This is a genomic window from Xenorhabdus cabanillasii (assembly GCF_003386665.1).
In the GTDB taxonomy this organism is placed as follows: Bacteria; Pseudomonadota; Gammaproteobacteria; order Enterobacterales; family Enterobacteriaceae; genus Xenorhabdus; species Xenorhabdus cabanillasii.
Map to the genome: position 1 here is coordinate 1,992,496 of NZ_QTUB01000001.1, position 25,204 is coordinate 2,017,699.

The 25,204-nt window shown below is 45.6% G+C and carries 38 protein-coding genes and 5 pseudogenes; 36 read left to right on the forward strand and 7 right to left on the reverse strand.

What is annotated here, in order from left to right:
• The first annotated feature begins 20 nt into the window (after positions 1–20).
• The 12 genes and pseudogenes from BDD26_RS09405 to BDD26_RS20925 all read left to right on the forward strand — a co-directional run.
• Positions 21–290 carry a PAAR domain-containing protein gene (locus BDD26_RS09405; protein WP_115826383.1) on the forward strand — a complete coding sequence of 90 codons (270 nt, stop codon included), beginning with the start codon at positions 21–23 and terminating at the stop codon, positions 288–290.
• Positions 291–412: 122 nt separating this feature from the next.
• Positions 413–1,204, forward strand: coding sequence for a peptidoglycan recognition protein family protein (locus BDD26_RS09410; RefSeq protein WP_115826384.1), 792 nt, complete (start codon positions 413–415; stop codon positions 1,202–1,204).
• Positions 1,176–1,559 (forward strand): hypothetical protein, encoded by a 384-nt coding sequence (locus BDD26_RS09415; RefSeq protein WP_147299008.1) that lies wholly within the window; start codon positions 1,176–1,178, stop codon positions 1,557–1,559. The genes BDD26_RS09410 and BDD26_RS09415 overlap by 29 nt, the downstream gene beginning before the upstream one ends.
• A gap of 457 nt (positions 1,560–2,016) precedes the next feature.
• Entirely contained in the window at positions 2,017–2,187 is a 171-nt protein-coding gene (locus BDD26_RS19510) for a hypothetical protein (protein WP_170140387.1), read from the forward strand.
• 1 nt (position 2,188) lies between these two features.
• Positions 2,189–2,353, forward strand: a complete 165-nt coding sequence (locus BDD26_RS19515) for a hypothetical protein (protein WP_170140388.1) — start codon at positions 2,189–2,191, stop codon at positions 2,351–2,353.
• A gap of 73 nt (positions 2,354–2,426) precedes the next feature.
• Positions 2,427–3,302, forward strand: a complete 876-nt coding sequence (locus BDD26_RS09420; protein WP_115826386.1) for an integrase domain-containing protein — start codon at positions 2,427–2,429, stop codon at positions 3,300–3,302.
• An 87-nt stretch (positions 3,303–3,389) separates the two neighbouring features.
• On the forward strand, positions 3,390–3,563 hold the full coding sequence (locus BDD26_RS19520; protein ID WP_155270992.1) for a hypothetical protein: 174 nt from the start codon (positions 3,390–3,392) through the stop codon (positions 3,561–3,563).
• Positions 3,556–3,822: a helix-turn-helix domain-containing protein gene (locus BDD26_RS09425; protein ID WP_115826387.1), complete on the forward strand. Its 267-nt coding sequence runs from the start codon at positions 3,556–3,558 to the stop codon at positions 3,820–3,822. Before BDD26_RS19520 ends, BDD26_RS09425 begins: the two co-directional genes overlap by 8 nt.
• Before the next feature lie 99 nt (positions 3,823–3,921).
• On the forward strand, positions 3,922–4,251 hold the full coding sequence (locus BDD26_RS09430; protein ID WP_115826388.1) for a hypothetical protein: 330 nt from the start codon (positions 3,922–3,924) through the stop codon (positions 4,249–4,251).
• 398 nt (positions 4,252–4,649) lie between these two features.
• On the forward strand, positions 4,650–5,219 hold the full coding sequence (locus tag BDD26_RS09435; protein WP_211305460.1) for a hypothetical protein: 570 nt from the start codon (positions 4,650–4,652) through the stop codon (positions 5,217–5,219).
• Positions 5,212–5,631, forward strand: a complete 420-nt coding sequence (locus BDD26_RS09440; protein WP_115826389.1) for an antiterminator Q family protein — start codon at positions 5,212–5,214, stop codon at positions 5,629–5,631. The genes BDD26_RS09435 and BDD26_RS09440 overlap by 8 nt, the downstream gene beginning before the upstream one ends.
• A 332-nt stretch (positions 5,632–5,963) precedes the next feature.
• Positions 5,964–6,152 (forward strand): annotated as a pseudogene (locus BDD26_RS20925) (Thoeris anti-defense Tad2 family protein); the annotation flags it as partial.
• Here the strand turns inward: BDD26_RS20925 and BDD26_RS20080 are convergent.
• Entirely contained in the window at positions 6,153–7,157 is a 1,005-nt protein-coding gene (locus BDD26_RS20080; protein WP_244922695.1) for an IS630 family transposase, read from the reverse strand. It lies immediately after the preceding pseudogene.
• A gap of 73 nt (positions 7,158–7,230) precedes the next feature.
• Here BDD26_RS20080 and BDD26_RS09455 point away from each other — a divergent pair.
• The 5 genes and pseudogenes from BDD26_RS09455 to BDD26_RS09475 form a co-directional block, all read left to right on the forward strand.
• Positions 7,231–7,761 (forward strand): annotated as a pseudogene (locus tag BDD26_RS09455) (DUF7823 domain-containing protein); the annotation flags it as partial.
• 415 nt (positions 7,762–8,176) lie between these two features.
• A complete protein-coding gene (locus BDD26_RS09460) occupies positions 8,177–8,872 on the forward strand; it encodes a DNA adenine methylase (RefSeq protein ID WP_115826391.1) in 696 nt (231 codons plus the stop codon).
• A gap of 56 nt (positions 8,873–8,928) precedes the next feature.
• Entirely contained in the window at positions 8,929–9,264 is a 336-nt protein-coding gene (locus BDD26_RS09465; protein WP_170140389.1) for a phage holin, lambda family, read from the forward strand.
• Positions 9,261–9,656: a structural protein gene (locus BDD26_RS09470; protein WP_115826393.1), complete on the forward strand. Its 396-nt coding sequence runs from the start codon at positions 9,261–9,263 to the stop codon at positions 9,654–9,656. The genes BDD26_RS09465 and BDD26_RS09470 overlap by 4 nt, the downstream gene beginning before the upstream one ends.
• Positions 9,653–10,108: a lysis protein gene (locus BDD26_RS09475; protein ID WP_244922696.1), complete on the forward strand. Its 456-nt coding sequence runs from the start codon at positions 9,653–9,655 to the stop codon at positions 10,106–10,108. Before BDD26_RS09470 ends, BDD26_RS09475 begins: the two co-directional genes overlap by 4 nt.
• 383 nt (positions 10,109–10,491) lie before the next feature.
• Here BDD26_RS09475 and BDD26_RS20490 read toward each other — a convergent pair whose 3' ends face one another.
• Together BDD26_RS20490 and BDD26_RS20085 are read right to left on the reverse strand one after the other, a co-directional pair.
• Positions 10,492–10,614, reverse strand: coding sequence for a hypothetical protein (locus BDD26_RS20490; protein WP_280524514.1), 123 nt, complete (start codon positions 10,612–10,614; stop codon positions 10,492–10,494).
• A gap of 287 nt (positions 10,615–10,901) precedes the next feature.
• Positions 10,902–11,042, reverse strand: a complete 141-nt coding sequence (locus tag BDD26_RS20085) for a hypothetical protein (RefSeq protein ID WP_244922697.1) — start codon at positions 11,040–11,042, stop codon at positions 10,902–10,904.
• Positions 11,043–11,195: 153 nt separating this feature from the next.
• On the opposite strand from BDD26_RS20085, the gene BDD26_RS20495 reads away from it, so the two are divergent.
• From BDD26_RS20495 to BDD26_RS09545, 14 genes and pseudogenes are all read left to right on the forward strand, one after another.
• Positions 11,196–11,318, forward strand: a complete 123-nt coding sequence (locus BDD26_RS20495; RefSeq protein ID WP_280524515.1) for a hypothetical protein — start codon at positions 11,196–11,198, stop codon at positions 11,316–11,318.
• Positions 11,297–11,539 carry a hypothetical protein gene (locus BDD26_RS09480; protein ID WP_115826395.1) on the forward strand — a complete coding sequence of 81 codons (243 nt, stop codon included), beginning with the start codon at positions 11,297–11,299 and terminating at the stop codon, positions 11,537–11,539. Before BDD26_RS20495 ends, BDD26_RS09480 begins: the two co-directional genes overlap by 22 nt.
• A 4-nt stretch (positions 11,540–11,543) precedes the next feature.
• Positions 11,544–11,894, forward strand: a complete 351-nt coding sequence (locus tag BDD26_RS09485; protein ID WP_115826396.1) for an HNH endonuclease — start codon at positions 11,544–11,546, stop codon at positions 11,892–11,894.
• Positions 11,891–12,091: a hypothetical protein gene (locus BDD26_RS09490; protein WP_115826397.1), complete on the forward strand. Its 201-nt coding sequence runs from the start codon at positions 11,891–11,893 to the stop codon at positions 12,089–12,091. Before BDD26_RS09485 ends, BDD26_RS09490 begins: the two co-directional genes overlap by 4 nt.
• Before the next feature lie 166 nt (positions 12,092–12,257).
• On the forward strand, positions 12,258–12,722 hold the full coding sequence (locus BDD26_RS09495; protein WP_115826398.1) for a phage terminase small subunit P27 family: 465 nt from the start codon (positions 12,258–12,260) through the stop codon (positions 12,720–12,722).
• Positions 12,722–14,161, forward strand: coding sequence for a terminase large subunit (locus BDD26_RS09500; protein WP_115826399.1), 1,440 nt, complete (start codon positions 12,722–12,724; stop codon positions 14,159–14,161). The genes BDD26_RS09495 and BDD26_RS09500 overlap by 1 nt, the downstream gene beginning before the upstream one ends.
• A 184-nt stretch (positions 14,162–14,345) precedes the next feature.
• Positions 14,346–15,388 (forward strand): annotated as a pseudogene (locus BDD26_RS09505) (phage portal protein).
• Positions 15,366–16,019, forward strand: coding sequence for an HK97 family phage prohead protease (locus BDD26_RS09510; RefSeq protein ID WP_115827531.1), 654 nt, complete (start codon positions 15,366–15,368; stop codon positions 16,017–16,019). Before BDD26_RS09505 ends, BDD26_RS09510 begins: the two are co-directional and overlap by 23 nt.
• Before the next feature lie 14 nt (positions 16,020–16,033).
• Positions 16,034–17,245 carry a phage major capsid protein gene (locus BDD26_RS09515; protein ID WP_115826400.1) on the forward strand — a complete coding sequence of 404 codons (1,212 nt, stop codon included), beginning with the start codon at positions 16,034–16,036 and terminating at the stop codon, positions 17,243–17,245.
• Between the two features lie 45 nt (positions 17,246–17,290).
• Positions 17,291–17,587, forward strand: coding sequence for a head-tail connector protein (locus BDD26_RS09520; protein ID WP_115826401.1), 297 nt, complete (start codon positions 17,291–17,293; stop codon positions 17,585–17,587).
• 11 nt (positions 17,588–17,598) lie between these two features.
• Entirely contained in the window at positions 17,599–17,919 is a 321-nt protein-coding gene (locus BDD26_RS09525; protein ID WP_115826402.1) for a phage head closure protein, read from the forward strand.
• Positions 17,916–18,359 carry an HK97-gp10 family putative phage morphogenesis protein gene (locus BDD26_RS09530; protein WP_115826403.1) on the forward strand — a complete coding sequence of 148 codons (444 nt, stop codon included), beginning with the start codon at positions 17,916–17,918 and terminating at the stop codon, positions 18,357–18,359. Before BDD26_RS09525 ends, BDD26_RS09530 begins: the two co-directional genes overlap by 4 nt.
• Complete coding sequence (locus BDD26_RS09535; protein WP_244922699.1) at positions 18,356–18,571, forward strand: hypothetical protein; 216 nt, start codon at positions 18,356–18,358, stop codon at positions 18,569–18,571. The genes BDD26_RS09530 and BDD26_RS09535 overlap by 4 nt, the downstream gene beginning before the upstream one ends.
• A gap of 414 nt (positions 18,572–18,985) precedes the next feature.
• Positions 18,986–19,354: pseudogene (locus BDD26_RS09545) on the forward strand (Arm DNA-binding domain-containing protein); the annotation flags it as partial.
• Between the two features lie 27 nt (positions 19,355–19,381).
• Here the strand turns inward: BDD26_RS09545 and BDD26_RS09550 are convergent.
• Positions 19,382–20,223 (reverse strand): IS5 family transposase gene (locus BDD26_RS09550; protein WP_115826405.1). Its coding sequence is split into 2 segments (ribosomal slippage): positions 19,382–20,016 and positions 20,016–20,223, totalling 843 coding nucleotides; the frame shifts between segments, so codons are not numbered across the junction.
• 50 nt (positions 20,224–20,273) lie between these two features.
• Here BDD26_RS09550 and BDD26_RS09555 point away from each other — a divergent pair.
• From BDD26_RS09555 to BDD26_RS09570, 5 genes and pseudogenes are all read left to right on the forward strand, one after another.
• A pseudogene (locus BDD26_RS09555) lies at positions 20,274–20,863 on the forward strand (integrase domain-containing protein); the annotation flags it as partial.
• A gap of 87 nt (positions 20,864–20,950) precedes the next feature.
• A complete protein-coding gene (locus BDD26_RS19530) occupies positions 20,951–21,124 on the forward strand; it encodes a hypothetical protein (RefSeq protein WP_155270992.1) in 174 nt (57 codons plus the stop codon).
• Positions 21,117–21,383, forward strand: coding sequence for a helix-turn-helix domain-containing protein (locus BDD26_RS09560; protein ID WP_010848813.1), 267 nt, complete (start codon positions 21,117–21,119; stop codon positions 21,381–21,383). The genes BDD26_RS19530 and BDD26_RS09560 overlap by 8 nt, the downstream gene beginning before the upstream one ends.
• A gap of 86 nt (positions 21,384–21,469) precedes the next feature.
• A protein-coding gene (locus BDD26_RS09565) for an IS1 family transposase (RefSeq protein WP_232217502.1) occupies positions 21,470–22,167 on the forward strand; the annotation gives its coding sequence in 2 pieces (ribosomal slippage) (positions 21,470–21,719 and positions 21,719–22,167; 699 coding nt in all).
• A gap of 192 nt (positions 22,168–22,359) precedes the next feature.
• Complete coding sequence (locus BDD26_RS09570; RefSeq protein ID WP_013185032.1) at positions 22,360–22,746, forward strand: hypothetical protein; 387 nt, start codon at positions 22,360–22,362, stop codon at positions 22,744–22,746.
• 210 nt (positions 22,747–22,956) lie between these two features.
• On the opposite strand, the gene BDD26_RS09575 is transcribed toward BDD26_RS09570, so the two are convergent.
• The 3 genes from BDD26_RS09575 to BDD26_RS09585 form a co-directional block, all read right to left on the reverse strand.
• A protein-coding gene (locus BDD26_RS09575) for an IS5 family transposase (RefSeq protein ID WP_244922700.1) occupies positions 22,957–23,747 on the reverse strand; the annotation gives its coding sequence in 2 pieces (ribosomal slippage) (positions 22,957–23,456 and positions 23,456–23,747; 792 coding nt in all).
• Between the two features lie 445 nt (positions 23,748–24,192).
• The gene (locus BDD26_RS20095) at positions 24,193–24,372 is read right to left on the reverse strand and encodes a helix-turn-helix transcriptional regulator (protein WP_046335935.1); all 180 of its coding nucleotides are present in this window, start codon (positions 24,370–24,372) and stop codon (positions 24,193–24,195) included.
• Positions 24,373–24,718: 346 nt separating this feature from the next.
• On the reverse strand, positions 24,719–25,099 hold the full coding sequence (locus BDD26_RS09585) for a hypothetical protein (RefSeq protein WP_115826406.1): 381 nt from the start codon (positions 25,097–25,099) through the stop codon (positions 24,719–24,721).
• Positions 25,100–25,204: the final 105 nt, after the last annotated feature.

Genomic DNA, 25,204 nt, shown 5'->3' on the forward strand with positions numbered 1-25,204 from the left:
TAATTCGGGGGAGAAACATTATGGGAAATGCCGTCAGAATCGGTGATATGGGGACACAACATGGTGATTGCCCGGCAACACCTGTAATTACCGGTGCCAGCAGTGTTAAGGTAGACGGTGTCTATATAGCCAGACAAGGTGATATTCTGGAATCTCACTCATCACATTCCCGAATGATAGCTGAAGGTTCCGGATCTGTGTTTATTGAAGGAAAACCTGCCGCTAGAACGGGAGATGCCGTTGATTGTGGAGGTATTGTTATTGGTGGAGGTAGCGTAAGTATTGGCTGAGAATATTTGAAAAAGTACATATAAATACACTATAGTTCATACAAAAAACACAGTTTACGAACTATATTTAACTAGCGCTTCTTACTTAAATTCAGTTAATTTATCGTCAAAAGGAAGATTAGATGGAACCTATCAATGAAAAGGAAAAAACACTGTTAACAGCTCTTAACGATAATATCTGCTTTAACAAAAAAGAGGAGTTAATAAAGAAACTATCTGAACATGATGAAAATAACACGTGGAGTGCGGGTAAAGCCTGTGCTACATGTCCACCACCGGAAGCGAGAGAGGATTTTGTTAAGCATGTATTAAGTAAGGTTCCATATGTTAATGATGATGGGTATTTTAAAAATACTGATATAGTTCAAGATGAAGTCAATGCTTTAGAGCATGGTGAAATGAGCACAGTAAATGCTATAGTATTACATAGAACAGGAGGCTCAAGTATGTCAACAGCTATATCTTCGTTCAAATCAACTGGAGTTGGAACACACTTTATTATAGATAAGGATGGTACAATAAAACAAACAGCTAGCTTAAAACAATATACATATCATATAGGAAAAATAAGATCTAAGTGTATAGCAGAAAATAATTGTAATTCAGATGAAGCAAAAAAAATAAAAGGTTGGGGATGGAATCCGAAAAAAATTCATGACCATGAAAAATTAAAAGCATATCCTGACAGATACCCTATGAATGATGATAGTGTAGGAATTGAAGTTGTTGCAGGCTATAATAAGTCATCTAAAACTTGGGATCAAGCTACTGCACAACAAAGTGAATCAATTAAAAAATTAGTTAGTTTATTAAAATGTAATTATAATTTAGATAATGGTGATATATATGAGCATGATAAAATATCTTATAAAACAGAAGGCGAAGGTGCTAATCTTTATTCTAATGATATTTAGTCCTTATGTTTATTCGAAAAACAAAATAGAAATAATTAGCTTAACAGGGTTGGTGATAACCAATAATAATAAAGATATTATTGATATCTGCAAAAAATGGAATTTAAGTAAGGAGGATGTAAATAATATTTTTAATATTAGCAGGGAATATGATTATTCTCCATATAGTTCTTTCTATCAAACTCCATGTGATATAAATGGAAAGGTAAAAATAAACAATGAGATATGGGATTTTTATATTAATGGGGGAGGAGTGATTACACTTAAGAATAATAATATTGAGAAATTTTTAGGTTGTGAATCAAAGAAATGTGAAACTTTCTTCATCCTACCGTTCGATGGTATGAATCCATAATTATAATTTATAATCAAGATTGAAAATTACTTTCACCTTGATTATAAATAATGCAGTTCAACACATAACTTTTATTATTGCTACGGCTATAAAAATCAGTTAATCTAAATTGGATTAAAGCGCTTTTCAGCGAAAATAAAAAAACTCCCGTAGCCTGCAAGGGAGAGCAAGTATTGCGGTACGTCTGCGCACCTTTGGAAGCAGATATTGTCAGACATAAACCCCTTGTCTAACGATGAAGGTTTTTTAAACTAAAAATACCCCAAAAGGGCGTTTTTATGCTGTTACCTAAGTGCATTGAATTCTGAATCATGCACTTTACGTCAGACCATAAAATTATTCTCACCACATTCATACTGTTACGATTTCTGTTTGAAATATTCAGCAGACACCTTTTCTGTGTCTAAACAATCAACTCATAACTGCTGTTTGACACTTCACCTTGCGGTGTTTTGCTGTGCCTGCTGGCATTTCAACGTTTGCACGACTTTTGCTGACTGTTTGCGGATTTAAGGCGTCACTTTTTGCCGGTTTACCGCTGAAAGTGACGCCGCAGCAAAAGGGAAACCTGACAATGACAGGCTCACGCCTGCTTAACCACACAGTGCATCTGACACTGCATTTATAGATTGGAAAATCATCAAAAGGAGAACCTGACGATATCGAGGCTGGCTTTTAGCCGGTGGGGATGGCCTGTTAATGCAGGCGGCAGTACCGCGTACTCAACCGATACCCCGCAATACCTCAACACGCGTTCACTCTGGCGCACAGATATCCGTCAGGGACAAAGCTAGCATTTCCTGTTTTGTCCGCACTGTCGCGCGCCAGAGATCGCATCATGTTGAAAGGTTAAGTAAGGAGAAACGGATGAGTCGATTGATTAAGGAATTAAAGTTTTTTGCCCGTCAAGGTGGTGGCAGCCATAAAACCTGTCATGACCGCATTCGGATTGCGGGGCGTTTAGGCGCGTTGTTATTGAGTCTGAATATTCAGGTTAAAAGTCTCAGCCATTTAAAAACCAAGCACGTAGAATATTATGTTGATGCCCGTTTATCTCAGGGAGCTGCTAAACGAACGGTGCAAAATGAGATGTCTGCGCTGCGTAATATCTTCCGCATGGCAGGCAGGGAGAAACTGGAAACTTCTCCGCGTTTGAGTAATCAGGCATTGGGATTAAGTGGAGCCAGTCGCGCGGGAACAAAGCAGGCGATCCCTGATGCCACGTTTCAGGTTGTTTATCAGAAGGCACTGGAACGTGATGCCGGATTTGCGGCCACACTGAAACTTGCCCGATTGATGGGGTTACGTTCTCAGGAAGCGGTGCAGTGTAGTGCGTCATTGAAAAGCTGGCGAAAACAATTAGAACAACCAGAGCCAAAATTGCATGTTGTTTTCGGTACAAAAGGCGGCCGACCAAGGCAAACCCGTGTACTGGATGTTGCGGCGGTGAAAGAAGCTGTAGAACAGGCCATTGCCATTTCAGAGCAACGCGGCGGCAGGTTAATTGAGAAACTGGATCTCAGGCAGGCCATGAACTATTGGCGAACACATACCACAAAGATTGGTTTAAAAGGTTGCCATTCTCCCCATAGTTTGCGCTATGCGTGGGCGCAGGATGCACTGGCGTTTTATCAGCAAAATGGCTTTAGCTATCTGGAGGCAAGGGCGTTGGTTTCAATGGATTTGGGACATGGTGATGGTCGTGGACGTTATGTTGAGCGTGTTTATAGTCGTTCAACTTAGCAGTTCAGTTATTGAGTTAGATAAAACAATCAGTTAAAGTAACTCCGCCATTGGCACAATCCAATGGTCAAGGCGTCGCGGCCTTGAATGATCAACCCACTGGTAGGAAATTTCTACCAGTGTGCCTGTTATCGCCTTTTCAATGGTGGTTCAGGCAGGGAAGGCATTGCCTTGCCGGAATGGTTGATCTCCGGTCCGCGAACCCTGTCTGAATCGCCACCATCAATATTAATTAATGGAAGGGGTAGCAGGAATGATTGATATTAAAAAAGACTGGCATCAAGCTGATATTATTGCTGCATTACGTAAGCGTGGTACTACTTTAGCAGCAGTCTCCCGTGAAGCGGGATTAAGTTCATCAACACTAGCCAATACTCTCAGCAGGCCTTGGCCAAAAGGTGAATGGATAATTGCGAATTATCTCGGAATACACCCTTCAGAAATCTGGCCTAGCCGTTATTTTGATTCATATGATGGTCAGCCTATTGAGCGTAAGGCTCGCAAAGATCTTACTGAATAGTTTGGTTTCAATGAAATAAGCCATGAGGATAAATAATATTTATAGTTTTTAATTTTATTTTCATGGCAATATTTTTTCCTGAATATATGAATTTATAAAATGAATAATTATTTTTATTTAAACTTTGAGTTTTTATCTAAAAAATTAGATTATCTCTATGCTAATGAGCACTCACTCGAAGATAATTACTATTTTAAAAGTAAAGAAATCAAAACTAGAGTTATACATTTGATTGTGGAGGCTAAAGATTCTGGAGAAATTGAATTTATCGATAAAGCATTGCTATTTCTTTTTGAAAATACAGGTTGCCATGAGGATCTTAAGGTTTTAAATGAAATAAATAAACCATTATTTGAGGCTAAAATCCTTAATGATGAATCTTTAGATAAATATTTGGCTGAGCATTCACCGTTATCTCGATGGCTGTAATTTGGTCATAATGAAATCTGGTGAGCCACTATATTAATAAAATAACAGATAGACCGCCTTGAAACTATTATTTCAATTTTAGCAACATTCGTTTTATTAATGATATTTCTGCAATGAAAACCTTACTCTCCGTAGTACCGATCAGATAGAAATCAGGCAAACAGAGACAAAATAATATGGGGGTATTATAGAGGGTGTGGTAGATAATTGAACCAAATAAAATACATTAAAAACAATAAGTTAATTGTTATTATTGAATCCCTGTAGAGCCCGCGCACCTTGAGGCAGCGGAATCTGCCCTGAAAAAACTAAAAATTACCCCGAAAGAGGCGCAGCAAAAATATTCTGACTACTTGATGAAGTCAGGCGCTCATGCGTTTCAGGTGGTATTTAGCACCATGAGTATGGATAACCCTCAGAGCTATATTGACAGAGCGAAGGAGCAAATCAGTGGGGCGGCGAACGTCAGGGGGATTTTTGGCAGCTACGAAGCCGCGCTGGAACTGACTGAACCGGAAAAATTAATGCTGGTGGGGGAGCTGGCAGATATTTACGCACCTTTCCACTACTGGAACGAAAAAGAATTGTCAGAAGGGTGTATGTATGGTGACCGCATTAATGAAACTGAGACATTACGCAAAGCAGCGGCGAAAGGTTTTGCTGAACAACTTCCTGAACCCCACACCTTGTCTGATGTCGTGCGTGAGTTTCTTTACTGGAGCTGGTTATATCAGATGCGCGATGTGGCCGCCAAAGAACTCGATCCGGACGGATACGGTGATAGTGATCGGTATCACATCTATGACCGGGAAGATTACATCGAAGAGAAACTGGCCACTATTCAGCCTGTCAGTCGCCAAGAGGCTATCGATGTCTGTAAATGGGTGCTGAAGGAAGAGCGGTTCCATGACAATGATCTGACCGACTGGATTATTCTGAATCTGGTGGGAGAGTGTGCGAATGCGTGATATTCAATTGGTAATGGGGCGCTGGGGAGCATGGGCGGCAGATAATCGGGAGGATGTTTATTGGTCATCTATTGCGGCGGGATTTAAGGGACTGATACCCAATAAAATCAAATCACGCCCGCAGTGTTGTGATGACGATGGCGTTATTATCGCTGGCTGCATGGCAACCCTGAATAAAAAGAACAGTGAGGATCACAATTTGCTATTCGATTATTACGTATTCGGTAAAACGTTTATGCAATTGGCCCGTGATCACCATTGTTCGGATGGACACATCGGTAAGAAACTGCAAAAAGCAGAGGGGGTTATTGAGGGCATGCTGATGATGTTAGATGTCCCATTGGAAATGGACAAATATGTCCAGCTAGAACCAGAAAATATTAGTTCGAATAAATTGTGCAGTAATTTCTAAAAAAAACTTTACGTACGTAAAAATGCTGCTATTGTGATAAGAGTGATAGCAATGTCACAGGCTTATCGAATTCTCAGACCTCGCCTCGGCGGGGTTTTTTATTGCCCTATATCCAACACGGGATATTCAGAATTAGCAGTAAAATTTGAATTTACAACTCACAGAATCACGTACTCGACTAATAGGAATATTTTATAATACGCAGCCCTATTTTAATGCGTATTAATTCTGTTAACGGATATTAAATTGAGATAAAAATACAACTTAAGTAATATTAACTGGCTTAGCAGTAGGATGAAATGACCACTAACGAATAATAAAGTGAGGGATTTATGTCTGATGTTAATAAGCTGGATAATAAACAATGCTCGTTTGATCCTGAGCAATATAAAGCTCATGTTACTGTCAGTTATAAAATTGACAATGATGTATCTGCGCCAGTCGGTTCTTTCCCTTGGGCAATGATTCAAGTGTATTTGGGGAATAATGTACGTCGTAATGTCTGGGATGCTAATAAGTACTCAAGAAAAGTTAATTGCAAATTGGTCGCCATAACCTTTCAATAAAGTATTTAATTCATGCTCCATTGTATTCTGAGTCCAAGTGATAAAACGTCGCCAATGGTATTTGGCCTGTTTCCAGACGATCTCAATCAAATTCAGCTCTGGGCTGTAAGCGGGAAGATAGAATAAAAACATGTTGTGTTCTCGTAACCAGCCATTTCTGATTTGTTCTTCGATCCCGTGATGGATACGCGCATTATCCAACACTAAAAATGTCAGGCGGTTGTCCCCTTGTTTGGCGACCTGCTCTAAAAAATCAATCACGTCATCGCGCGTGATACTGCCTGACGTTGTCTGGTAAAACAGCGTGTTATCCGTGTAATTTAACGCCCCCAGAACTGACCGTCTGTCATGCTCTCGAGGCTCAGTTTTATGGGGCTTACCCCGTGGACTCCATCCATATTGCACCGGAGGAGACGCGGCAAAACCCGCCTCATCGAAATAGAGCAGACGGTAATGGCCTAACTGTGCTCCAGCCTTAATTTTATTCAGCAAGGCGGATTTTTTTAGCAAACTCCGTTTCGTTACGCTTTTTTTAAGCGACAGTCGGGTTCGTTTATAGGTGAGCCCCTGCTTTTTCAGGGTATTTGCCAGCGTTTCAAGCGTACAAGGCAGGGCACCATGCTTTGCCTCAACGCACTGAGCTATCCGGGCGAGTGTCAGGGACTCTGCGCTGGCCGCTTCGACCGCAGTGGCAATCATGTCAGGCGTCATGGCGAGATACCGGCCTCCGGCATGACCACCTAATAATCCCGCTATCCCTGAATTGTGCCACATGTGAACCCAATTATAGATAACCCGGAGACTGCATCCGATTTCAGCGGTGATCTGGGACGGCTTGATCCCTCTGGCAAGCATGAGCAAACCCGTTCCTCGCGTACGAATGTCCCGATGTGGATGATTCAAAGCAAGTTGTTGCAATGTGATTCGTTCAGGCTCAGAAAGTATTATCTTCGATTTCATAAGAACAGGCAGAGAATCAGGTTATCGTGTTATCGATTGTAACAGTAATGCAGATAATTTATCTGATTAACTTACCTACATTTACGGTGATAATATTGGAAAAGATGACCAGGCTGTTAAACAGGGAAATAAAGAGGGAACTTTTGCTTGGAATCCTGAGCAACAAGACATGCTGGCTTGTGATTGGACAAAGATGGGTTGTATGCTGTCTTTTGATCTTGAGATAGGGACTAGCAAGTATGGTGAGAGTCAAGATTGGGGGTATATGACCAAAGCGGGGGATTTAAGTCCGGGTGAATCTACTTTTGGTGTTCTGACCAATCTTCAAAGCACCATAGGTGTTGGGGGTATCTCAGATTTCAGGTTATACGAAAGCCCTATCGGTACTTTTGAGAATATAGGATTGCGAGTTGACACCCAAAACCAACCAGACTTAGGGAGTAAAGCTCTTGAAATAACGGCGAATGGTTCAACTTATAATCTTGGCACAACCGCAAAATCTACAACTGATTTCGTCTATGCCTCTGACGGCGCAAAACAACTAGGCGACCTACTGAAACAAAACGTAGGTAATACGCTGCATTTTTTCTTCAACTGGAAATAAATCTACACCCTGAATGCCATAGCCGCGCAGTGCGGGGCTTTTTCTTATCGACTATCCCAATAATATTGGGGTAGTTCCAAGGCCTCACTAACCAAGTGGGGCTTTTTGCTTTCTGGTAGTCACCAATTTTGTATTTAACCATTTCGAGCAACACCTCGAATTGGTATAGAGAACACCTCTATCCAACTACAAAATTTTCGTAGTTCAAAATCCCGTCAGAATCCGGGATGTTTAGACGAATATTCTAGGCTGCGCTCCGGCGTGGACTTTTTCATATTTGCCACCGCAATCACTCTCAGTACCTCCGTATACATGCATTGCGGCTGGCAACCTATTAACGCTAATTCACAGGGCGCCTAAGCGCCTTTTTTGTTTTCTGGACGCACCCAATAGAGAGAGGCAGGCGGTGAAATACATGGGAAGTAAATCACGGATCGCGAAATTTATCGCGCCCTTCATTCTGGAACGTATGACGACAGATACGGTGTATGTTGAGCCGTTTGCAGGGGGTATGAACATGGTGAGTGACATTAACACCCAACATACTGGCCCTGTTATTGCGGCGGATAACCACGAATACCTGATGGCAATGTGGCGAGCATTACTCGCTGGCTGGCAACCTCCGGGGACAATATCGCGAGCGCAGTATCACGAAATAAAAAACAATAAAACGGAAATACCGCATTTAACAGGCTGGGCGGGGTTTAATTGCAGTTATGCGGGCAGATGGTTTAACGGGTATGTGGGGGTAACACAAACGCAATCACGGATCCGCGACCATCAATTGGAGGCACGCAACAACATTCAGCGACAGTTGACGCAATTAGATGGCGTAATATTGCAATGTTGCGATTACCGGGAATTAAATATACCGAATGGTGCTGTCGTTTATTGCGATCCGCCATATGCAAATACGACAGGCTACCATAACGCATTTGACTCAATTGAATTTTGGGACTGGGTTCGTGAATTATCGCGCCGTTGCACGGTGTTTGTCAGTGAATATACCGCACCCGATGATTTTGATTGTATTTGGTCGCGCGAGGTAGTTAGCGGCATCTCAGGAACAAAAACGACATCAATTGAATCGCTGTTTATGATGAATTATTAACTCACCGGGGCGACTATCTCACCCCACGGACGCCCATTGTTCAAATGGGGTGGAATATGCGCATGATTGAAAAAGACACGGAATTTTGGTCTCAAGTTTGGGACTGGCTAATGATAAATGCCCCGCTCATTGCGGGAATGCTGCTAGCGGCGGTAACCGCATTTACGCGTGAGAAACGAGACGGCGCGGGCTGGATGGCGTCATTGGCTGAAGCGGCGATTTGTTCGTTTATCAGTATCGGGATTATTACCGCACTGGAATATGCCAATTTACCGCTCAGTCTGGCGCAGTTTTTTGGTGTGTTCATCGGGTTTTTAGGCACTAAAAAAATTGGGGCAATTATCGAATCTGTCTTTATTTTTCTCAAAAACAAATTTGGGGTGAACCGATGAGCAGAGGCATACGCAACCACAATCCGGGCAACATTCGCCACGGGGATAAATGGCAGGGGTTGAGAGAGACCCAAACAGATAAATCATTTTGTCAGTTTGTATCGCCAGAATATGGCATCAGGGCCATGCTGAAAATTTTGCGTAATTATGAACGCAAATACGGCCTGAATGCTATCAGCCAACTCATTACCCGTTGGGCACCGCCCAATGAAAATAATACTGAGAACTATATTGCGTATGTGTGTAACGCGGTTGGTGTGGCCAGCAGCGCGGTGATAGATGTCAACCATCAGCCCACCATGATATCACTGGTCAAGGCAATGATCCGAATGGAAAACGGTCAGCAACCGTATTCTGATGATGTTTTCACTCGGGCATTTGAGTTGCTATGAAACTAAAAATGATGGCTGCGATTGTTGGCATTGGGCTGATAGGAATGGTCACCCACTCCATCTACTCAGTGTATGCAGAGAACGGGCGACTCCTCGGTGAGCATGAATCACTGACTACTCAGTTATCTGAACAATCCGCTCTCATTGCCAGTCAGCAAGAACGCATCAATCATCTTGCAGAACTGGACACCAAACACACACAGGAACTCGCCCATGCCAAATCTGAAATTGACACTTTGCGGGCTGATGTTGCCGCTGGCCGTCGCAAGCTGCGCATCAAAGCCAGTTGCCCCGTGTCTGAAGCCGTTACCCCCGGCGGCGTGGTCGATGCAACCACCGTCGAACTCACTGGAGAAGCTGGATCAACTGTTCTCGATATCCGAGAAGGCATTATCAACGACCGGGCAAAACTGAAGTATTTGCAGGAATACGTTATTACTGAGTGCCAGTAGCCCCTAAGTTTAGGGGATTTTTCATTCCAAAACCTTGAGCAATCAAGGCATCGGCGGGTTAATTAGATTGAAAAGTTCGGTCGCCAAACTTCTGCTTTTTATCTAATTAATCCCGCTTCTCTTAAAACCCTACCCATTCCAATGCTGCTCTACGGTCCATTTGTGATTGGATTTATACCGACATTCAAGGAGCTGATTGATCTATGGGCAGAACCTGTATCATTCGATAGTTTGCGTCAAATCCCGGATGGACTATTGAAATCAGAAAACACATTGCCACCCCAGAGCAAATGATACTGGGGTGGCAGGAGTGTGTTAGGGTGGAGTGTCAATAGCTCCTATAAAAATAGGGGCTGGACACCTAGGATTGAGCGAAGAGATTTTTAGGATTCATCAAGCCAATCATCAGGAAGGCCATCTGGTGTTCGAGATCTATTAGTAATGTGGGCTTGTGTTGCAAGATGATTATAAGGCCAGTGACGGGAATCCTGTTGTTGGTGTCTCATTGGGCCACCAGATGGAAGTGGGTAATTTCTTTGAGTAGCTGGCGGAATGATGGGTGATTGCATGGCTTGTGGAACGAAAGGCGAGGTAGATGGTTGATTAGGATGTTGCGGAAACTGACGATTTAACCCAGAAGGCCCAGGCTGAGATTGACTTTGTAAGGTTGGATTCGTTATTGAACAGGCTGGATGAGCTTTCTGATGTGCAGTAAAATGGGATTTATGCTTGTACTGGCTGCCGCATTGACAGGAAAAAAACCTTTTTTTTGAATGACGCTTCTGATGTTCAGCTAAATGGTATCTACTTCTGCACGGTTTACTGCACTGAGGACAGATAAAAGGCCGGATTCCTGTATGAATTCGCTCATGAGCATCAAACGCAGATTTTGCAGAAAACGTTTTATTACAAACGTAGCAGAAATATTCCCCATGCATAAAGACCTCCGAAAAGAAAGTATATTTTAGTTACTCATAAGCCCATCTTCACCCAACAACAAGCGAATAAATTCTTAATAATCAGTTACCCACTGAAACTCAACAAAATATTCCCTTACCCATTCCCCTGAGTGGTGAAAGGAATACGCATGCCGCCACCCGTTCCCGCCGCGTACCCAACGCATACGGGCTGGTGGCATTTTTATTTCCAGCAGGTCACTCGCATAACAGGAATACAGGAGAACCGAACATGGCACAGCGTACAGGCATAGCCACACACAACATCACCATTGGTATCAAATATGACACTGAAGCATTAAACCGGCTCGAATCACAACTGGAACGTATAGCGGAACTGATGGAACGGATTCAGAATTCGGTGCCGCCCACTGAGATAAACAACGACAACTCAATCCGCCAGATAGTCCGTGACGAACTACGCCAGTTTGTTACCCGCGAGAGTGGGCGTGGCGGACTGCTCTCTACGTGGTGATGCCATGCCAGCCCGCATACCAAGAGCCTGCCGCAAGCAAGGCTGTCCTAAAACGACCACTGACCGCAGCGGCTACTGTCCTGATCATCTGCATACCGGCTGGCAGAACCATCAGCAGGGCCAGAGCCGACATGCGCGCGGCTACGGCAGTCCGTGGGACAAACTACGAACCACCATCAAACAACGAGATAAGCACCTGTGCCAGCAATGTTTGCGTCAGGGACGAGCGACGACAGGCACGACGGTAGACCACATCATACCCAAAGCGCATGGCGGTACGGATGCGCTAACCAACCTGGAATTATTGTGCTGGCCTTGCCATAAACGTAAGACGGCGACGGAGCGATTACGATGACCGAAGATGAGCAAACGCTATTAATGTTCAGGGGGCTGGTTACCTCACTCACTGAACAACAGAAACAGAATTTTGAACATTGCATCACCGTACTGAATCAGCTACTGGATGACTACCCTGATGGTGAGGCACTGATTGCGTTGGGATATATCGGCGCAGAGCAACAAATGAAGCGCCAGTGGGGAAACGGGAAATAATGTTAGATTTGCGTAGTGACCGTGATAGTCACTCAGGGGTAGGGGTGGGTCAAATCCCTGCCTCCCTCGCCCATAAGGACCGCCGCCTAGCCCCAGTTTAGATCGCCGCGAAATGCAAACCTTTTTTTGGGGTGCCCCAACTGCACCATTTTACCGGAGGAATCACATGGCAGGACGACCGCCAACCCCAACCCACCTGCGTTTGGTGAGGGGTAACCCATCAAAACGCCCGATTAACACCCATGAACCAACACCCGAAAAAGGGGTGCCGCATGTTCCTAAACATTTCGGGAAAATGGGTCGATATTGGCATGAGCGTATCGCGGCGGAATTAAATCAGGTCGGTGTACTCACCCGTCTGGATGCGAAAGCGCTGGAATTACTGATTGAGGCGTATGTCGAGTACCGAACCCACTGCGAGACACTGGAAACGGAAGGTTACACTTACCGCACCGATCAGGGGTTAATCAAAGCACACCCCGCCGCCGGCATGAAAGCGGATGCGTGGAAACGTATTCATGCCATGCTGAGCGCGTTTGGCATGTCGCCGTCCAGTCGTTCCAAAGTCAATATGGCCGGGGAAGATAAAGCCGACCCGCTGGCTGACCTGCTGAAAGCGAGGGATGAATGATGGCAAAAGTGGCTGACGGTATTCGCTACGCGGAACGGGTGGTGGCGGGTGAGATTGTCGCCGGGGAACTGGTGAAACTGACCTGCCAGCGTTTTTTGGATGACCTGAAACACGGTGAGGCACGGGGGATCACGTTCAGCGAACCCCGTGCCGAAGTTTATTCGGCAGCGACCACCCGTGATCAGGCCCGTATTGTGTTTGAAGATGCAAAGAACATGATCAAACAGGCCCGACCCACGTTAGGCAGGCTGTTTGAGTTTAACAAGCTGGCGATTTATCAGGAACAATCCGCGTCCAAATTTGAACCTCTGTCCAGCGATGCCAATAATCTGGACGGGCTGAACATTCATTGTGGCATTGTCGATGAATTACACGCCCACAAAACCCGTGATGTCTGGGACGTACTGGAAACCGCGACGGGTGCCCGGTTGCAATCATTACTGTTCGGTATCACCACCGCGGGGTTTAACAAAGAGGGTATTTGTTACGAACTGCGCGACTACGCGGTCAAGGTGCTGCGCGGTCAGGTGGAAGACGACACCTTTTTCGGGCTGATTTATACCCTCGACAAAGACGATGACCCGTTTGATGAAACGGTCTGGCAAAAAGCCAATCCCGGACTCGGTATCTGCAAGCGCTGGGATGACCTGCGCCGGCTGGCGAAAAAGGCCAAAGAGCAAGTCAGCGCCCGGCATAACTTCTTCACCAAGCACATGAATTTGTGGGTCACGGCGGAATCGGCGTGGATGGATATGCTCAAATGGGACGACTGCGAGCCGTTGCGCCCCCAACATGAACTGAAAACCTATCCGATGTGGGTCGGGGTGGATTTGGCGAACAAAATCGATATCTGCGCGGCGGTCAAAGTCTGGCAGGGCAATAATGGCCATGTTCACGCCGATTTTAAATTCTGGCTGCCGGAAGATCGGATTGAACGCTGTTCCCGTCAGATGGCTGAACTCTACCGCAAATGGGCGGAGAGGGGCGTCCTGATACTGACCGATGGTGAAGTGGTCGATCATATCCAGATAAAAGAGGAATTACAATACTGGGTCAGCGGGGAAAACCTGAAGGAAATTGGCTTTGACCCGTGGAGCGCGACTCAGTTCAGCCTGGCGCTGGCCGAAGAGGGGTTACCGTTGGTTGAAGTTCCGCAGACCGTGCGCAACCTGTCAGAAGCCATGAAGACCCTGGAGGCACTGGTGTACAGCGGGAAATTTCACCATAACGCCCACCCGGTGATGAACTGGATGATGTCAAACGTCACCATTAAACCGGATAAAAACGACAACATTTTCCCCAACAAATCCACGCCGGAAGCCAAGATAGACGGCCCCTTTGCCCTGTTTACTGCCCTGAGCCGCTTGCTGGTCAATGGCGGGGAGCAACAGGCAAGCCTGTCTGACATTCTGATCAGCCGGGGCTTACGCACCCTCTGAGGTTTTTAATGAAAATATTATTGATAACGGCCCCGCTGGTCGGACTGGCAGGCGGCGGACTCGTGTCTTACGGGGCATGGCTGCTATTGCCTGCGGCCGGGTTTATGGTGGCGGGCCTGCTGTGTCTCGGCTGGTCGTATCTGGTCTCGCGGATGCTGGGGCGTCAACCGGATAGGAGGGCCTGATGTTTTTTCCCGGACTGTTTCGAAAATCTGCTGAACCGATGACGTCCCGCGACCTCAGTGAACTGATTGGCCTGTCCTATGACACGTATACCGGACGGCGGGTCAGTCCGCCGTTAGCCATGCAACTGACGGCGGTGTTTAGCTGCGTGCGGGTACTGGCGGAATCGGTTGGCATGCTGCCCTGTTCACTCTATGAGCAACTGCCCCGGGGTAACCGGCGGGCGGCTAATGAACGGCTGCATAAACTGCTGTCGGTCAAACCCAATCATTACATGACCCCACAGGAATTTTGGGAGTTACTGATAGCCTGCCTGTGCCTGCGGGGGAATTTCTACGCCTACAAGGTCCAGGCACTGGGTGAGGTAGTGGAATTACTGCCCCTTGATCCGGGTAGCGTGGCGCCGAAACTGAACAGCGACTGGCAACCCGAGTATCAGGTGACCTTTCCAAACGGAGAAAGTCGAACACTGACACAGGATGACCTGTGGCATGTACGCATCTTTACGCTGGATGGGTTAAATGGCCTGAGTCCGATAGCGTATGCCCGGCACGCCATCGGGCTGGGGCTGGCGACCGAAGAGCACGGTTTCTGGAAACCCGCAAATTCCAGTTAGAGGAAATCTGTCGTATTTTCCGCGTCCCGCTGCATATGGTGCAAAACACGGACAGGGCGACATTCAATAACATTGAAAACCTCGGGATCGGGTTTATCAATTATTCACTGGTGCCGTATCTCACCCGGATTGAACAGCGGATAAACGCCGGGCTGGTCAGGGACAGCAAGCAGGGACGGCTCTATGCCAAATTCAACACCGGGGCGTTACTGCGCGGGGACATGAAATCCCGCTTCGAAGCGTATGCCACCGGGATTAACTGGGGTATCTACTCACCAAATGAATGCCGAGAGCTGGAAGAGCTGAACCCGCGCGAGGGCGGGGATAGCTACCTCACGCCGATGAACATGACGACCGGGCCGGAAAATAACCCGGCAACCCCAACGGAGGAAACCCCCCATGTCGATGATGACAAAACAACGGCTTGATGTCCCCCTGAAAATCAAATCGGTCAGTGACTCCGGCGAGTTCGAGGGTTACGGGTCCGTTTTCGGGGTGAAAGACAGCGATGACGATATTGTGATGCCCGGTGCTTTTGCCAACACCCTGAAACAGTGGGGAGAGAAAGGCGGCCTGCCTGCGTTGCTTTGGCAACACCGGATGGATGAACCCATTGGCATTTATACCGAAATGAACGAAGACGAGGTCGGGCTGCACCTGAAAGGGCGGTTACTGATTGACGATGACCCGCTGGCAAAACGGGTCCATGCCCACATGAAAGCCGGGTCACTCTCAGGGCTGTCTATCGGCTATATCCTCAAAGACTGGGAATACGACCGAACCAAGGAAGCGTTTTTACTGAAAGATCTCGATTTATGGGAGGTCAGTTTAGTGACCTTTCCGGCCAATGATGACGCCCGGATCAGCAACGTGAAATCGGCGTTTGCCCGCGGCGAATTACCCGCCCAAAAAAATATTGAGCGAGTCCTGCGCGACGTTGGGCTCTCACGCTCTCAGGCCAAGGCATTCATGGCCGAGGGGTATGGCGCGTTGTCGCTGCGTGATGCTGAAACAGACGCGTCCATTTTGAATGCATTAAAAACCATTACCTTTGAATAATCACGGAGTCCATTATGGCAGTTGAATTGAAAGATGTTGAACAAATCGCGCAGGAAATCAAAGGGCGTTTTGACGAATTTAAACAGAAAAACGACCAGCGCATTGAGGCGATAGAGGCCGAGAAGGGCAAACTGGCGGGGCAGGTGGACACCCTGAACGGCAAATTATCCGAGCTGGACAGCCTGAAAACCGCGCTCGAAGAAGAACTGGCCGGACTGAAACGCCCGACCGGGGGCAGCAATAACAAAGCGGCGTCTGAGCACAAAGCCGCCTTTACGCAGTTTATCCGCAAGGGCAAGGAAGACGGGCTGGCGGAACTGGAACAAAAAGCCATGCAAACCACGACCGATCCCGACGGGGGGTATGCGGTGCCGGAAGAGCTGGATCGCAATATCATCACTGCCCTGAAAGATGCGGTGGTGATGCGGGCCGAGTGTCACGTGATACCGGTGGGTAACCCCAATTTTAAACGACTGGTGAATCAGGGGGGCACGAACAGCGGCTGGGTTGGCGAAACCGATGAACGCCCGGAAACGAAAACACCGAAGCTAACGCCCATCGAACCAACATGGGGTGAAATCTACGGCAACCCGGCCGCCACTCAAACCATGCTGGATGATGCCTTTTTCGATGTGGAGGCGTTTATCACGTCAGAACTGACGCAGGAATTTGCGGAGCAGGAGGAAAATGCTTTTACCCACGGTGACGGTAAAAATAAACCGAAAGGCTTGCTGACCTACGGCAGTGATGCGCAGGACGACAACGTCCGCAAATGGGGCACCCTGCAACATTTGTTGCTGAAAAAACCGACCGAGGTCACTGCCGGCGACATCATGCGGCTGATTTACACCCTGCGCAAGCCGTACCGTACCGGGGCGAAGTTCATGATGAACAACAACATGCTGTTTCAGGTGCGCACCCTGAAAGACAGTCAGAACAATTACCTGTGGCAGCCGGGCTTGCAGTCAGGGCAACCCTCGGCGTTGCTGGGCTATGGCATTGCCGAAAATGAGCAGTTTGAGGATTTAGGGGCGGACAAGGTGCCAGTGGCGTTCGGCAACTTCAAGCGTTGCTACACCATTCTGGATCGCATGGGGGTGCGTATATTGCGTGACCCCTACACCCATAAACCGTTCATTCACTTCTACACCACAAAACGGGTGGGGTCGATGCTGGTGGACAGTAACGCCGTGAAACTGCTGAAAGGGGGCACGGCCGGCAAATAAGGCAAAGGGGCGGCGCTGAGGCCGCCTTTTTAATGGGATGAAAACATGCAATTACCTACGATTAAAGAGTTGCGATTGCAGTGTCGGATTGATACCGATGGCGAGGACGCGCTATTGCTGGCGTACCTGGAGGCCGCGAAGGAAAAAGCGGTTAACTACCTGAATCGCAATCTTTACGAAGCGCACGTACCGGAGTCGGACATGGACGGGATGGTCGTCACGCCGCTGATTAAACTGGCCTTAATGCTGGCGGTGGGGTTCTGGTGTGAAACCCGGGACCCCAAACGGCTGCCCCCCGGCTTCAAGGATTTACTGGATGACTACCGTATCAGACCTGTTTAGGAGGAGTCACAATGGATATTGGCCGATTGCGCCATCGTATCACGATCCAGGGGATTCGCAGCCAGCGCACCCCCTCGGGCGGCGTCACCAAAGAACACTACACGGTAGCCACCGTCTGGGCGGAGGCGAAATTTATCAGCGGTCGCGAACTGGTCGCCTCTAACGCGGTTTTATCGGAGAGCATCGTCCGTTTCTGGATACGCTATCGCCGGGATATTGATACCACAATGGAAATTATCTTTCAGGGCAAAACCTACACCATTCAGGCGGTGATGCCCGACAATAAACTCACGTTACTGGAGCTGCTCTGTCAGGAGGGAGTTAAATCATGACGACCGTAGATTTTTCGGCGCTTAAAGAGCTGTCGCGGGATTTAGCATTGCTCAGCAAGGCTGAAAACAACAAAGTTTTGCGCAAGGGCACTTACGCCGGGGCGAAAATCCTGCGCGATGAGACCCGTAACCGCGCGCCCAAACGCACGGGCAAGCTTAAGCGAAATATTATGGCCGCTAACCGTAAAAAACAGCGGGACGGTACGGTCTCTGCGGGAGTGTATGTACGCGGCTCGAACAAATCGGGCACGAACAGTGATACCCGGATGAAGAAAAATGACCCGCGCAATGCCTATTACTGGCGCTTTCTGGAAAAAGGCACCTCCAGAATGGCCGCGAAACCGTTTATCGACCCCGCATTTGACGCAAAAGCGGATGAAGCGGCGGAAGCAGCCTTTCAGGTGGCACTGAACGCGATAGATGAGGTACTGGCGAAATGACCGATGGCGATTTATTCAAATTGTTAGATCCGGTGTTGCCCGGTCAGGTTTTCCCCTATCTCATTCCGCAAACTGAACGCAAACGGGTCTCCGCGTGGTGCGTGTTCTCGACGTACAGCCTTTACACCGATGTGCTGAGTGGTCAGTCCGTGAAAATGACGCGCATTCAGCTGGACGCCTACGCTAGAGCACGCCGAGACAATTTGCAATGACGCGTTTAATGCCGTCAAAACACACCAACCCGTTGAGGTGGCGCGTGAAAACAGCTTCGAACATGATACTGAGCTGTATCGCGCCACCGTTGAATTCAAAATTTATTCCTAATCCCTGTGGGAGATTATCACATGCCAAAATATGAAAAAACGCTGGGGACATCCCTATCAGTGTCCGCCGAGTTCACGACCGACGATACCAGTTCGGCCATTAAATGGGTGGCCATTGACACCTCTGTGAAAGACATAAACTCTATAGATAGAAGGGTGTTGTACGCCCTCATGTTTCTTGTAACTTAATGAAAGTAAAACAATAAGCGTCTATTTATGGTTTTCACTCGTTCTGGTGTTTTCTGGTTGTTGCAGCACCCTGCGTATTGCAATGTGTATTGCAAATTTAAGAAGAGATAACGAATGGCGGTTAACAAACTCAATGATAAAAAACTTAAATCACTACATGGTAAGTCTGCTGATAAACAGCAAATCATTGCTGATGGTAATGGCTTGTCGGTTAGGGTTAGCAAAGCTGGAGCTATCAGCTTTGTCTTTTTTTATCGTTTATATGGAAGAGAAAGCGCGCCTATATGGTTAACATTGGGAAAATACCCAGATTTAAGTTTAAAGGCAGCAAGGGAACAAAGAGATAAATGCCGAGCGTGGTTGGCTGAGGGGAGAGATCCCCGAATACAAATAAAAATAATAAAAGAAGATACGCTAAAACCAGTAACAGTAAAAGATGCGATAGAATATTGGATTGATAACTATGCCATCAATAAACGCAAGGCGGCACTGCGTATTAGGCCGTGTCCCTTAATTATTTAATCGTCTGTAAAAGAGCCGAATGCAACCTAATTTCACCATCGATAAATAGTTTCGGGCTGTTTTTTCGTAACGGGTGGCAATACGCCGATGGCCTTTTAGAAAGCCAAAGCAGCGCTCGACAACATTTCGGTTACGATACGCCTGATTATCAAATTGTGTACGGCCATCCGAACTGCCTTTTTCATTGATTTTATAAGGAATAATACTTTTAACCCGTAATTTGCGCAGATAACCGCGCAGTTTTCCACTCGAATAACCTTTATCGGCCAGCACCGCTTTACCCCGCCGTTTCATAAAGCCATTTTTGCGTTGCACGCCAATGCCATCAAGTAAAGGGATCGCAAATTGACTTTCGTGAACCTGCCCTGCTGTCAGCCGCAGGTTGAGGGGGAAGCCTTTTCCGTCAGTAGCCAGGTGGATTTTGGTGCCATAACCACCGCGTGAGCGACCCAGCGCATGATTGTCAGCGATATCAGAATGTTTTTTTTTCGCCCCAGCCGCATATTTATTGGCGCGAATATGGCTGCCATCCAAACAAATCTCAGACCAGTCAATTAAGTTTTTTTCATCAAGAATGGACAGTAATAAGTTGAATATCTTGTTGATAATGCCTGATTTGGACAACGGTTAAATCGGTTATAAACCGTTTTCCAGGGGCCATAACGTTCAGGTAAATCGCGCCACGGTGCCCCTGAACAGAGGACCCAAAACATTCCGTTCATCACACGGCGGTGTTCAACATGGGGACGTCCTGCCCGCTTTGAATGAGTGGGCGGTAAATACGATTCTATCAATATCCATGCATCATCGGGAATATCGTAACGCGCCATCATCTTTTTCCAGTCATGAACTTAATGAGATGATAATACTATCAATTTATATTAAGGGACACAGCCTAGGATTAAATGGAGCCAGTCGTGCAGAACAAAACAAGCGATCCCTGATGCAACGTTTGAGACTGTTTATCAGAAGGCAGTTGAACGGGATGCCGGATTTGCCGTTACACTGAAATTTGCCCGTTTGATGGGGCTGCGTTCTCTGGAAGCGGTGCAGTGTAGTGCTTCATTGAAAAGCTGGCGAAAACAGTTAGAGCAACCAGAACCAAAACTGCATGTTGTTTTCGGTACAAAGGGAGGCCGACCGAGGCAGACTCATGTATTGAATGTTGCGGCGGTGAAAGAAGTTGTAGAACAGGCGATTGCCATTGCAGAACAACGCGGCGGTAAGCTGATTGATAAGCCGGATCTCAGGCAGGCGATGAACTACTGGCGGACACATACTACAAGGATTGGTTTAAAAGGTTGCCATTCTCCCCATAGTTTGCGGTATGCCTGGGCGCAGGAAGCATTGGTGTTTTACCAACAGAATGGTTTTAGCCATCAGGAGGCAAGGGCATTGGTTTCAATGGATTTGGGGCACGGTGACGGACGTGGGCGTTATGTTGAGCGGGTTTATGGTCGTTCAACTTAGCAGTTCAGTTATTGAGTTAGGTAAAACAATCAGTTAAAGTAACTCCGCCATTGGCACAATCCAATGGTCAAGGCGTCGCGGCCTTGAATGATCAACCCACTGGTAGGAAATTTCTACCAGTGTGCCTGTTATCGCCTTTTCAATGGTGGTTCAGGCAGGGAAGGCATTGCCTTGCCGGAATGGTTGATCTCCGGTCCGCGAACCCTGTCTGAATCGCCACCATCAATATTAATTAATGGAAGGGGTAGCAGGAATGATTGATATAAAAAAAGACTGGCATCAAGCTGATATTATTGCTGCATTACGTAAGCGTGGTACTACCTTAGCGGCTGTCTCCCGCCAAGCAGGATTAAGTTCTTCTACATTAGCCAATACTCTCAGCAGGCCTTGGCCAAAAGGTGAATGGATAATTGCGAATTATCTCGGAATACACCCTTCAGAAATCTGGCCTAGCCGTTATTTTGATTCATATGATGGTCAGCCTATTGAGCGTAAGGCTCGCAAAGATCTTACTGAATAGTTTAGTTTTAATGAAATAAGCCATGAGGAGGTCGTGACATCAATTTATTGAATCATGTATAGTCTGTCTATTTGGAAAACATTCAAATGGCAAAGATTGATGTAACTTGCCCCTCTTGTTCCGCAGTGAAAGGGATCCATCGCAATGGGCGCTCGCGTTCTGGTCACCAACGTTATCTTTGCCAATCCTGCCGTCACTCCTGGCAACTGGAGTTCACTTATGCCGCTTGTCGTCTCGGTACCCATAAGCAAATCGTCGATATGGCTATGAATGGAATGGGATGTCGGGCGACAGCACGAGTGATGGGGATTGGCCTGAATACCGTACTTCGGCATTTAAAAAACTCAAACCCAAATCGGTAACAGAAGCGATTAAACCTGGCACTGAAGTGATTGTCTGCTGCGAAATGGATGAACAATGGTCTTACGTAAAGTCAAAGAAGCAGCCTCGTTGGCTCTTTTATGCCTACGACAGGATAAGGCGAAAAGTGATCGCCCATGTTTTTGGTCCAAGAACAAAAAAGACATTAATGCGCCTATTAGCTTTACTGGCACCTTTCAACATTATTATTTATATGACAGATGGCTGGAAAAGTTACGAAAAAGCACTCGCAGGGAAACTCCATGTGGCCAGCAAGCGTTATACCCAACGCATAGAGAGGCATAACCTGAATCTTCGTCAACATTTGGCAAGACTGACTCGCAAAACATTGTCTTTTTCAAAATCCATAGAAATGCATGACAGAATTATAGGATATTATCTGAACATTCATCACTATCAATAAAATAGAGTCATGACCCATGAGGATAAATAATATTTATAGTTGTTAATTTTATACTCATGGTAATATATTTTCACTGGGTTATTTTCCTATAAATAAATTATAACGGAGTATATTTTGAAACGTTGCTGTCATTGTCAAAGATCACTGGAATTTTCAAAAATAAAGCGAGATATAAAAAATTACGCGAGAAATATGAATCAATGGTGGAAAAAATTACAACATTATTCTATTGCTGAATGGTCATTGCTAGTTGGTATAGGATGTTGGGGAATACCCAATCAAACAGCTCAAATGATTGCTTTCTTACTTAGTTTGATGTTCTTCTTTGATAAACTTGTTTCCATAAATCATAAATCTAGTTTTACGAAAATGGAAAAACGTATAATAAAAAAAATAAAAATTTCAAATCTATCGTATCATGAAAGAACTGTTTTATTTGGAAAGTTAGATAATGTAAGGCGATTTAGAAGTATTTGGAATTCTTGGTATATATTTAAGAAAAACTGGAAGTTTATGGCGGGGTATACTTTTCTTTTTGCTTCATTTCTTTTTCAACTTCGGGCTAGTTATTTTGGTTAACACTTGGATTCGCTTAATAAGTGCAAGTAATATTATCTTGTCGGATTGTTATATTTATTCTGGAGTATATGAGATTATAAAATGAGTGACTATTTTTACTTAAATCTTGAGCTGTTATCTAAAGAATTAGATGATCTCTATGCTAAAGAACACTTACATGAAAATAATTACTATTTTAAAAGTAAAGAAATTAAAACTAGGTCGTGTCCCTTAATTATATAACCGCTTGTAAAAGAGTCGAATACAGCCTAATTTCACCATGGACAAGTAGTTTCGTGCAGTTTTTTCGTCACGGGTAGCGATACGCCGATTTCCTTTCAGAAAACCGAAACAGCGTTCGACCACATTCCGGTCACGATAAGCCTGTTTATCAAATTGTGTGCGGCCATCAGTACTGCCTTTTTCATTGATTTTGTAAGGAATAACGCTCTTTATCCTCAAGTTACGCAGATAACCGCGCAGTTTTCCGCCCGAATAGCCTTTATCGGCCAGCACGGCTTTGCCGCGCCGTTTCATGAAACCATTTTTGCGTTGGACGCCAATGCCATCAAGCAACGGGATGGCCGATTGACTTTCATGAGATTGCCCAGCAGTCACTATCAGGGTGAGGGGAAAACCCTTTCGGTCGGTTGCCAGGTGGATTTTGGTGCCATAACCACCGCGTGAGCGACCCAGCGCATGATCGTCAGCGATATCGGGCTGTTTTTTTTCGCGCCGGCGGCCTCTTTACTCGCGCGAATATGGCTGCCATCCAGGCAAATTTCAGCCCAGTCAATCAAACCTTTTTCATCCAGAATGGACAATAACCGATTAAATATCTTGTTGATAATGCCCGATTTTGACCAACGATTAAATCGGTTATAGACCGTTTTCCAAGGCCCGTAGCGGTCAGGTAAATCACGCCAGGGAGCCCCAGAGCACAATACCCAGAACATCCCATTTATCACACGGCGGTGTTCAACATAGGGACGTCCTGCCCGTTCTGAATGAACCGGGGGCAAACAAGGTTATATCAATATCCATGCGTCATCAGGAATGTCGTAGCGTGCCATCATCTTTTCCTATATTGAAAACCGTTTAGATGATAATACTACCAATTTACATTAAGGGACACGACCTAGTTGAGCTACTATTTTAATAAAATAACAGATAAACCGCATTGAAACTATTATTTCATTTTTGACAATATTGGTTTTATTGATGATATTTTTGCAATAAAAACTCTACTGTCAGTAGTACCAACCAGATAGAAATCAGGCAAACAGAGACAAAATAATGTGGGGGTATTGTAGGGGGTATGGTAGATAATTGAACCAAATAAAATCATTTAAAAACAAAAAATTAATTACTATTATCGAATCCTGTAGGGACCATAAAATCAAATAGTTACAGTAAAAAATGAAAAACCCGTCAAAATAACGGGTCAGGTAATGGGTCAAGTTATCGCTACTTCTTCTCTCTCACCCAAGCCTCATAGACCTCTTCAGGCCATCCTAGAAATGTTCCACCCGCAGTCTTATCTGGTTTAGGAAACTCATTTCTTTTTGCGTACATTCTCCAAAGGGTTGTTTTGCTTTTTCCTGTGAGTCGTTGCATCTCTTCACGCTTAATGTATCTTATCGCCATGGCTTGCCTCCCTCTCTGATAGCCATTTTTCAAAACTCCCTTGCTTGTGATCGGGCTATCGGCAGTACCAGCAGGGCGTATCTCTTGTTGTTTTGATTACTGATAGGCATTGCTCAGTGTTTTGTTTGTTCCCAATATAAAGATGTAAGATGATATTTTTTCTGGCTCCATTTGAGTCACTTTATTTGCAGTCTCCATATAACAGACTTCTTTCGTGTTCTCTACTTGTGCGTAATCATTCTGAATTTAGAGTGAAACATTCCCCAGCGCAGGCGCTGCCATTAAATTTTAATATTGATTGAAATTTATAGATTTTATTTATAGTCGTTTTATTGTGTGGCTATTTTTATAACTGACAATGTTTTTTGTCTGCTTTAATCAGAGGAATGATATCAATTAAATGCATATATCGTCCTCTCCGCTTATAGAGTGCATAACCGTAACCCGCAATGAGTTCTAAGTTATAGCAAGGAACAGGGTCGGTATGTTTTTGTCTGATCCGATAGGTCGTTAATATATGATGTTTAAATTCATCATTATTTTTTATTCCCATGCCGTGATTCTGATCGTTGCCCTGATAATATTGGTCTGCCAAAAAGGTGATAGGTGTTATTCCTGTCTGCAGGCTATGTGCTGGTGCGATATTGGCAACAATGCCTTTAATGTTGATAGTATTTTTTTGTTTTGTTGCCGGTTTCTTGATGGTGACAGAAGTAAAGGTACGCATAAATCCTCTCGCTGACTATTTTAGTGATTATTCCTATCACTTTGATGCGCCTAACATTATCACTTAAATTTCATTAAATCCATACCCAAAGTGATATTAATCAAT

What these genes read in the sequence shown, in the direction of transcription:
- BDD26_RS09570 (WP_013185032.1), top strand. Translation starts at nt 22,360, where the DNA reads ATGAATCAATGGTGGAAAAAATTACAACATTATTCTATTGCTGAATGG.
- BDD26_RS09405 (WP_115826383.1), top strand. Translation starts at nt 21, where the DNA reads ATGGGAAATGCCGTCAGAATCGGTGATATGGGGACACAACATGGTGAT.
- BDD26_RS09460 (WP_115826391.1), top strand. Translation starts at nt 8,177, where the DNA reads ATGGGAAGTAAATCACGGATCGCGAAATTTATCGCGCCCTTCATTCTG.
- BDD26_RS09440 (WP_115826389.1), top strand. Translation starts at nt 5,212, where the DNA reads ATGCGTGATATTCAATTGGTAATGGGGCGCTGGGGAGCATGGGCGGCA.
- BDD26_RS19530 (WP_155270992.1), top strand. Translation starts at nt 20,951, where the DNA reads ATGATCAACCCACTGGTAGGAAATTTCTACCAGTGTGCCTGTTATCGC.
- BDD26_RS09485 (WP_115826396.1), top strand. Translation starts at nt 11,544, where the DNA reads ATGCCAGCCCGCATACCAAGAGCCTGCCGCAAGCAAGGCTGTCCTAAA.
- BDD26_RS09520 (WP_115826401.1), top strand. Translation starts at nt 17,291, where the DNA reads ATGCAATTACCTACGATTAAAGAGTTGCGATTGCAGTGTCGGATTGAT.
- BDD26_RS09495 (WP_115826398.1), top strand. Translation starts at nt 12,258, where the DNA reads ATGGCAGGACGACCGCCAACCCCAACCCACCTGCGTTTGGTGAGGGGT.
- BDD26_RS09420 (WP_115826386.1), top strand. Translation starts at nt 2,427, where the DNA reads ATGAGTCGATTGATTAAGGAATTAAAGTTTTTTGCCCGTCAAGGTGGT.
- BDD26_RS20080 (WP_244922695.1), bottom strand. Translation starts at nt 7,157, where the DNA reads ATGAAATCGAAGATAATACTTTCTGAGCCTGAACGAATCACATTGCAA.
- BDD26_RS09475 (WP_244922696.1), top strand. Translation starts at nt 9,653, where the DNA reads ATGAAACTAAAAATGATGGCTGCGATTGTTGGCATTGGGCTGATAGGA.
- BDD26_RS09530 (WP_115826403.1), top strand. Translation starts at nt 17,916, where the DNA reads ATGACGACCGTAGATTTTTCGGCGCTTAAAGAGCTGTCGCGGGATTTA.
- BDD26_RS09510 (WP_115827531.1), top strand. Translation starts at nt 15,366, where the DNA reads ATGATGACAAAACAACGGCTTGATGTCCCCCTGAAAATCAAATCGGTC.
- BDD26_RS20490 (WP_280524514.1), bottom strand. Translation starts at nt 10,614, where the DNA reads ATGAGACACCAACAACAGGATTCCCGTCACTGGCCTTATAATCATCTT.
- BDD26_RS09480 (WP_115826395.1), top strand. Translation starts at nt 11,297, where the DNA reads ATGGCACAGCGTACAGGCATAGCCACACACAACATCACCATTGGTATC.
- BDD26_RS09560 (WP_010848813.1), top strand. Translation starts at nt 21,117, where the DNA reads ATGATTGATATAAAAAAAGACTGGCATCAAGCTGATATTATTGCTGCA.
- BDD26_RS09410 (WP_115826384.1), top strand. Translation starts at nt 413, where the DNA reads ATGGAACCTATCAATGAAAAGGAAAAAACACTGTTAACAGCTCTTAAC.
- BDD26_RS09515 (WP_115826400.1), top strand. Translation starts at nt 16,034, where the DNA reads ATGGCAGTTGAATTGAAAGATGTTGAACAAATCGCGCAGGAAATCAAA.
- BDD26_RS09430 (WP_115826388.1), top strand. Translation starts at nt 3,922, where the DNA reads ATGAATAATTATTTTTATTTAAACTTTGAGTTTTTATCTAAAAAATTA.
- BDD26_RS09500 (WP_115826399.1), top strand. Translation starts at nt 12,722, where the DNA reads ATGGCAAAAGTGGCTGACGGTATTCGCTACGCGGAACGGGTGGTGGCG.
- BDD26_RS20495 (WP_280524515.1), top strand. Translation starts at nt 11,196, where the DNA reads ATGCCGCCACCCGTTCCCGCCGCGTACCCAACGCATACGGGCTGGTGG.
- BDD26_RS09585 (WP_115826406.1), bottom strand. Translation starts at nt 25,099, where the DNA reads ATGCGTACCTTTACTTCTGTCACCATCAAGAAACCGGCAACAAAACAA.
- BDD26_RS09490 (WP_115826397.1), top strand. Translation starts at nt 11,891, where the DNA reads ATGACCGAAGATGAGCAAACGCTATTAATGTTCAGGGGGCTGGTTACC.
- BDD26_RS09535 (WP_244922699.1), top strand. Translation starts at nt 18,356, where the DNA reads ATGACCGATGGCGATTTATTCAAATTGTTAGATCCGGTGTTGCCCGGT.
- BDD26_RS09465 (WP_170140389.1), top strand. Translation starts at nt 8,929, where the DNA reads ATGCGCATGATTGAAAAAGACACGGAATTTTGGTCTCAAGTTTGGGAC.
- BDD26_RS20095 (WP_046335935.1), bottom strand. Translation starts at nt 24,372, where the DNA reads ATGGCGATAAGATACATTAAGCGTGAAGAGATGCAACGACTCACAGGA.
- BDD26_RS09525 (WP_115826402.1), top strand. Translation starts at nt 17,599, where the DNA reads ATGGATATTGGCCGATTGCGCCATCGTATCACGATCCAGGGGATTCGC.
- BDD26_RS09425 (WP_115826387.1), top strand. Translation starts at nt 3,556, where the DNA reads ATGATTGATATTAAAAAAGACTGGCATCAAGCTGATATTATTGCTGCA.
- BDD26_RS20085 (WP_244922697.1), bottom strand. Translation starts at nt 11,042, where the DNA reads ATGGGGAATATTTCTGCTACGTTTGTAATAAAACGTTTTCTGCAAAAT.
- BDD26_RS09470 (WP_115826393.1), top strand. Translation starts at nt 9,261, where the DNA reads ATGAGCAGAGGCATACGCAACCACAATCCGGGCAACATTCGCCACGGG.
- BDD26_RS09435 (WP_211305460.1), top strand. Translation starts at nt 4,650, where the DNA reads ATGAGTATGGATAACCCTCAGAGCTATATTGACAGAGCGAAGGAGCAA.
- BDD26_RS19520 (WP_155270992.1), top strand. Translation starts at nt 3,390, where the DNA reads ATGATCAACCCACTGGTAGGAAATTTCTACCAGTGTGCCTGTTATCGC.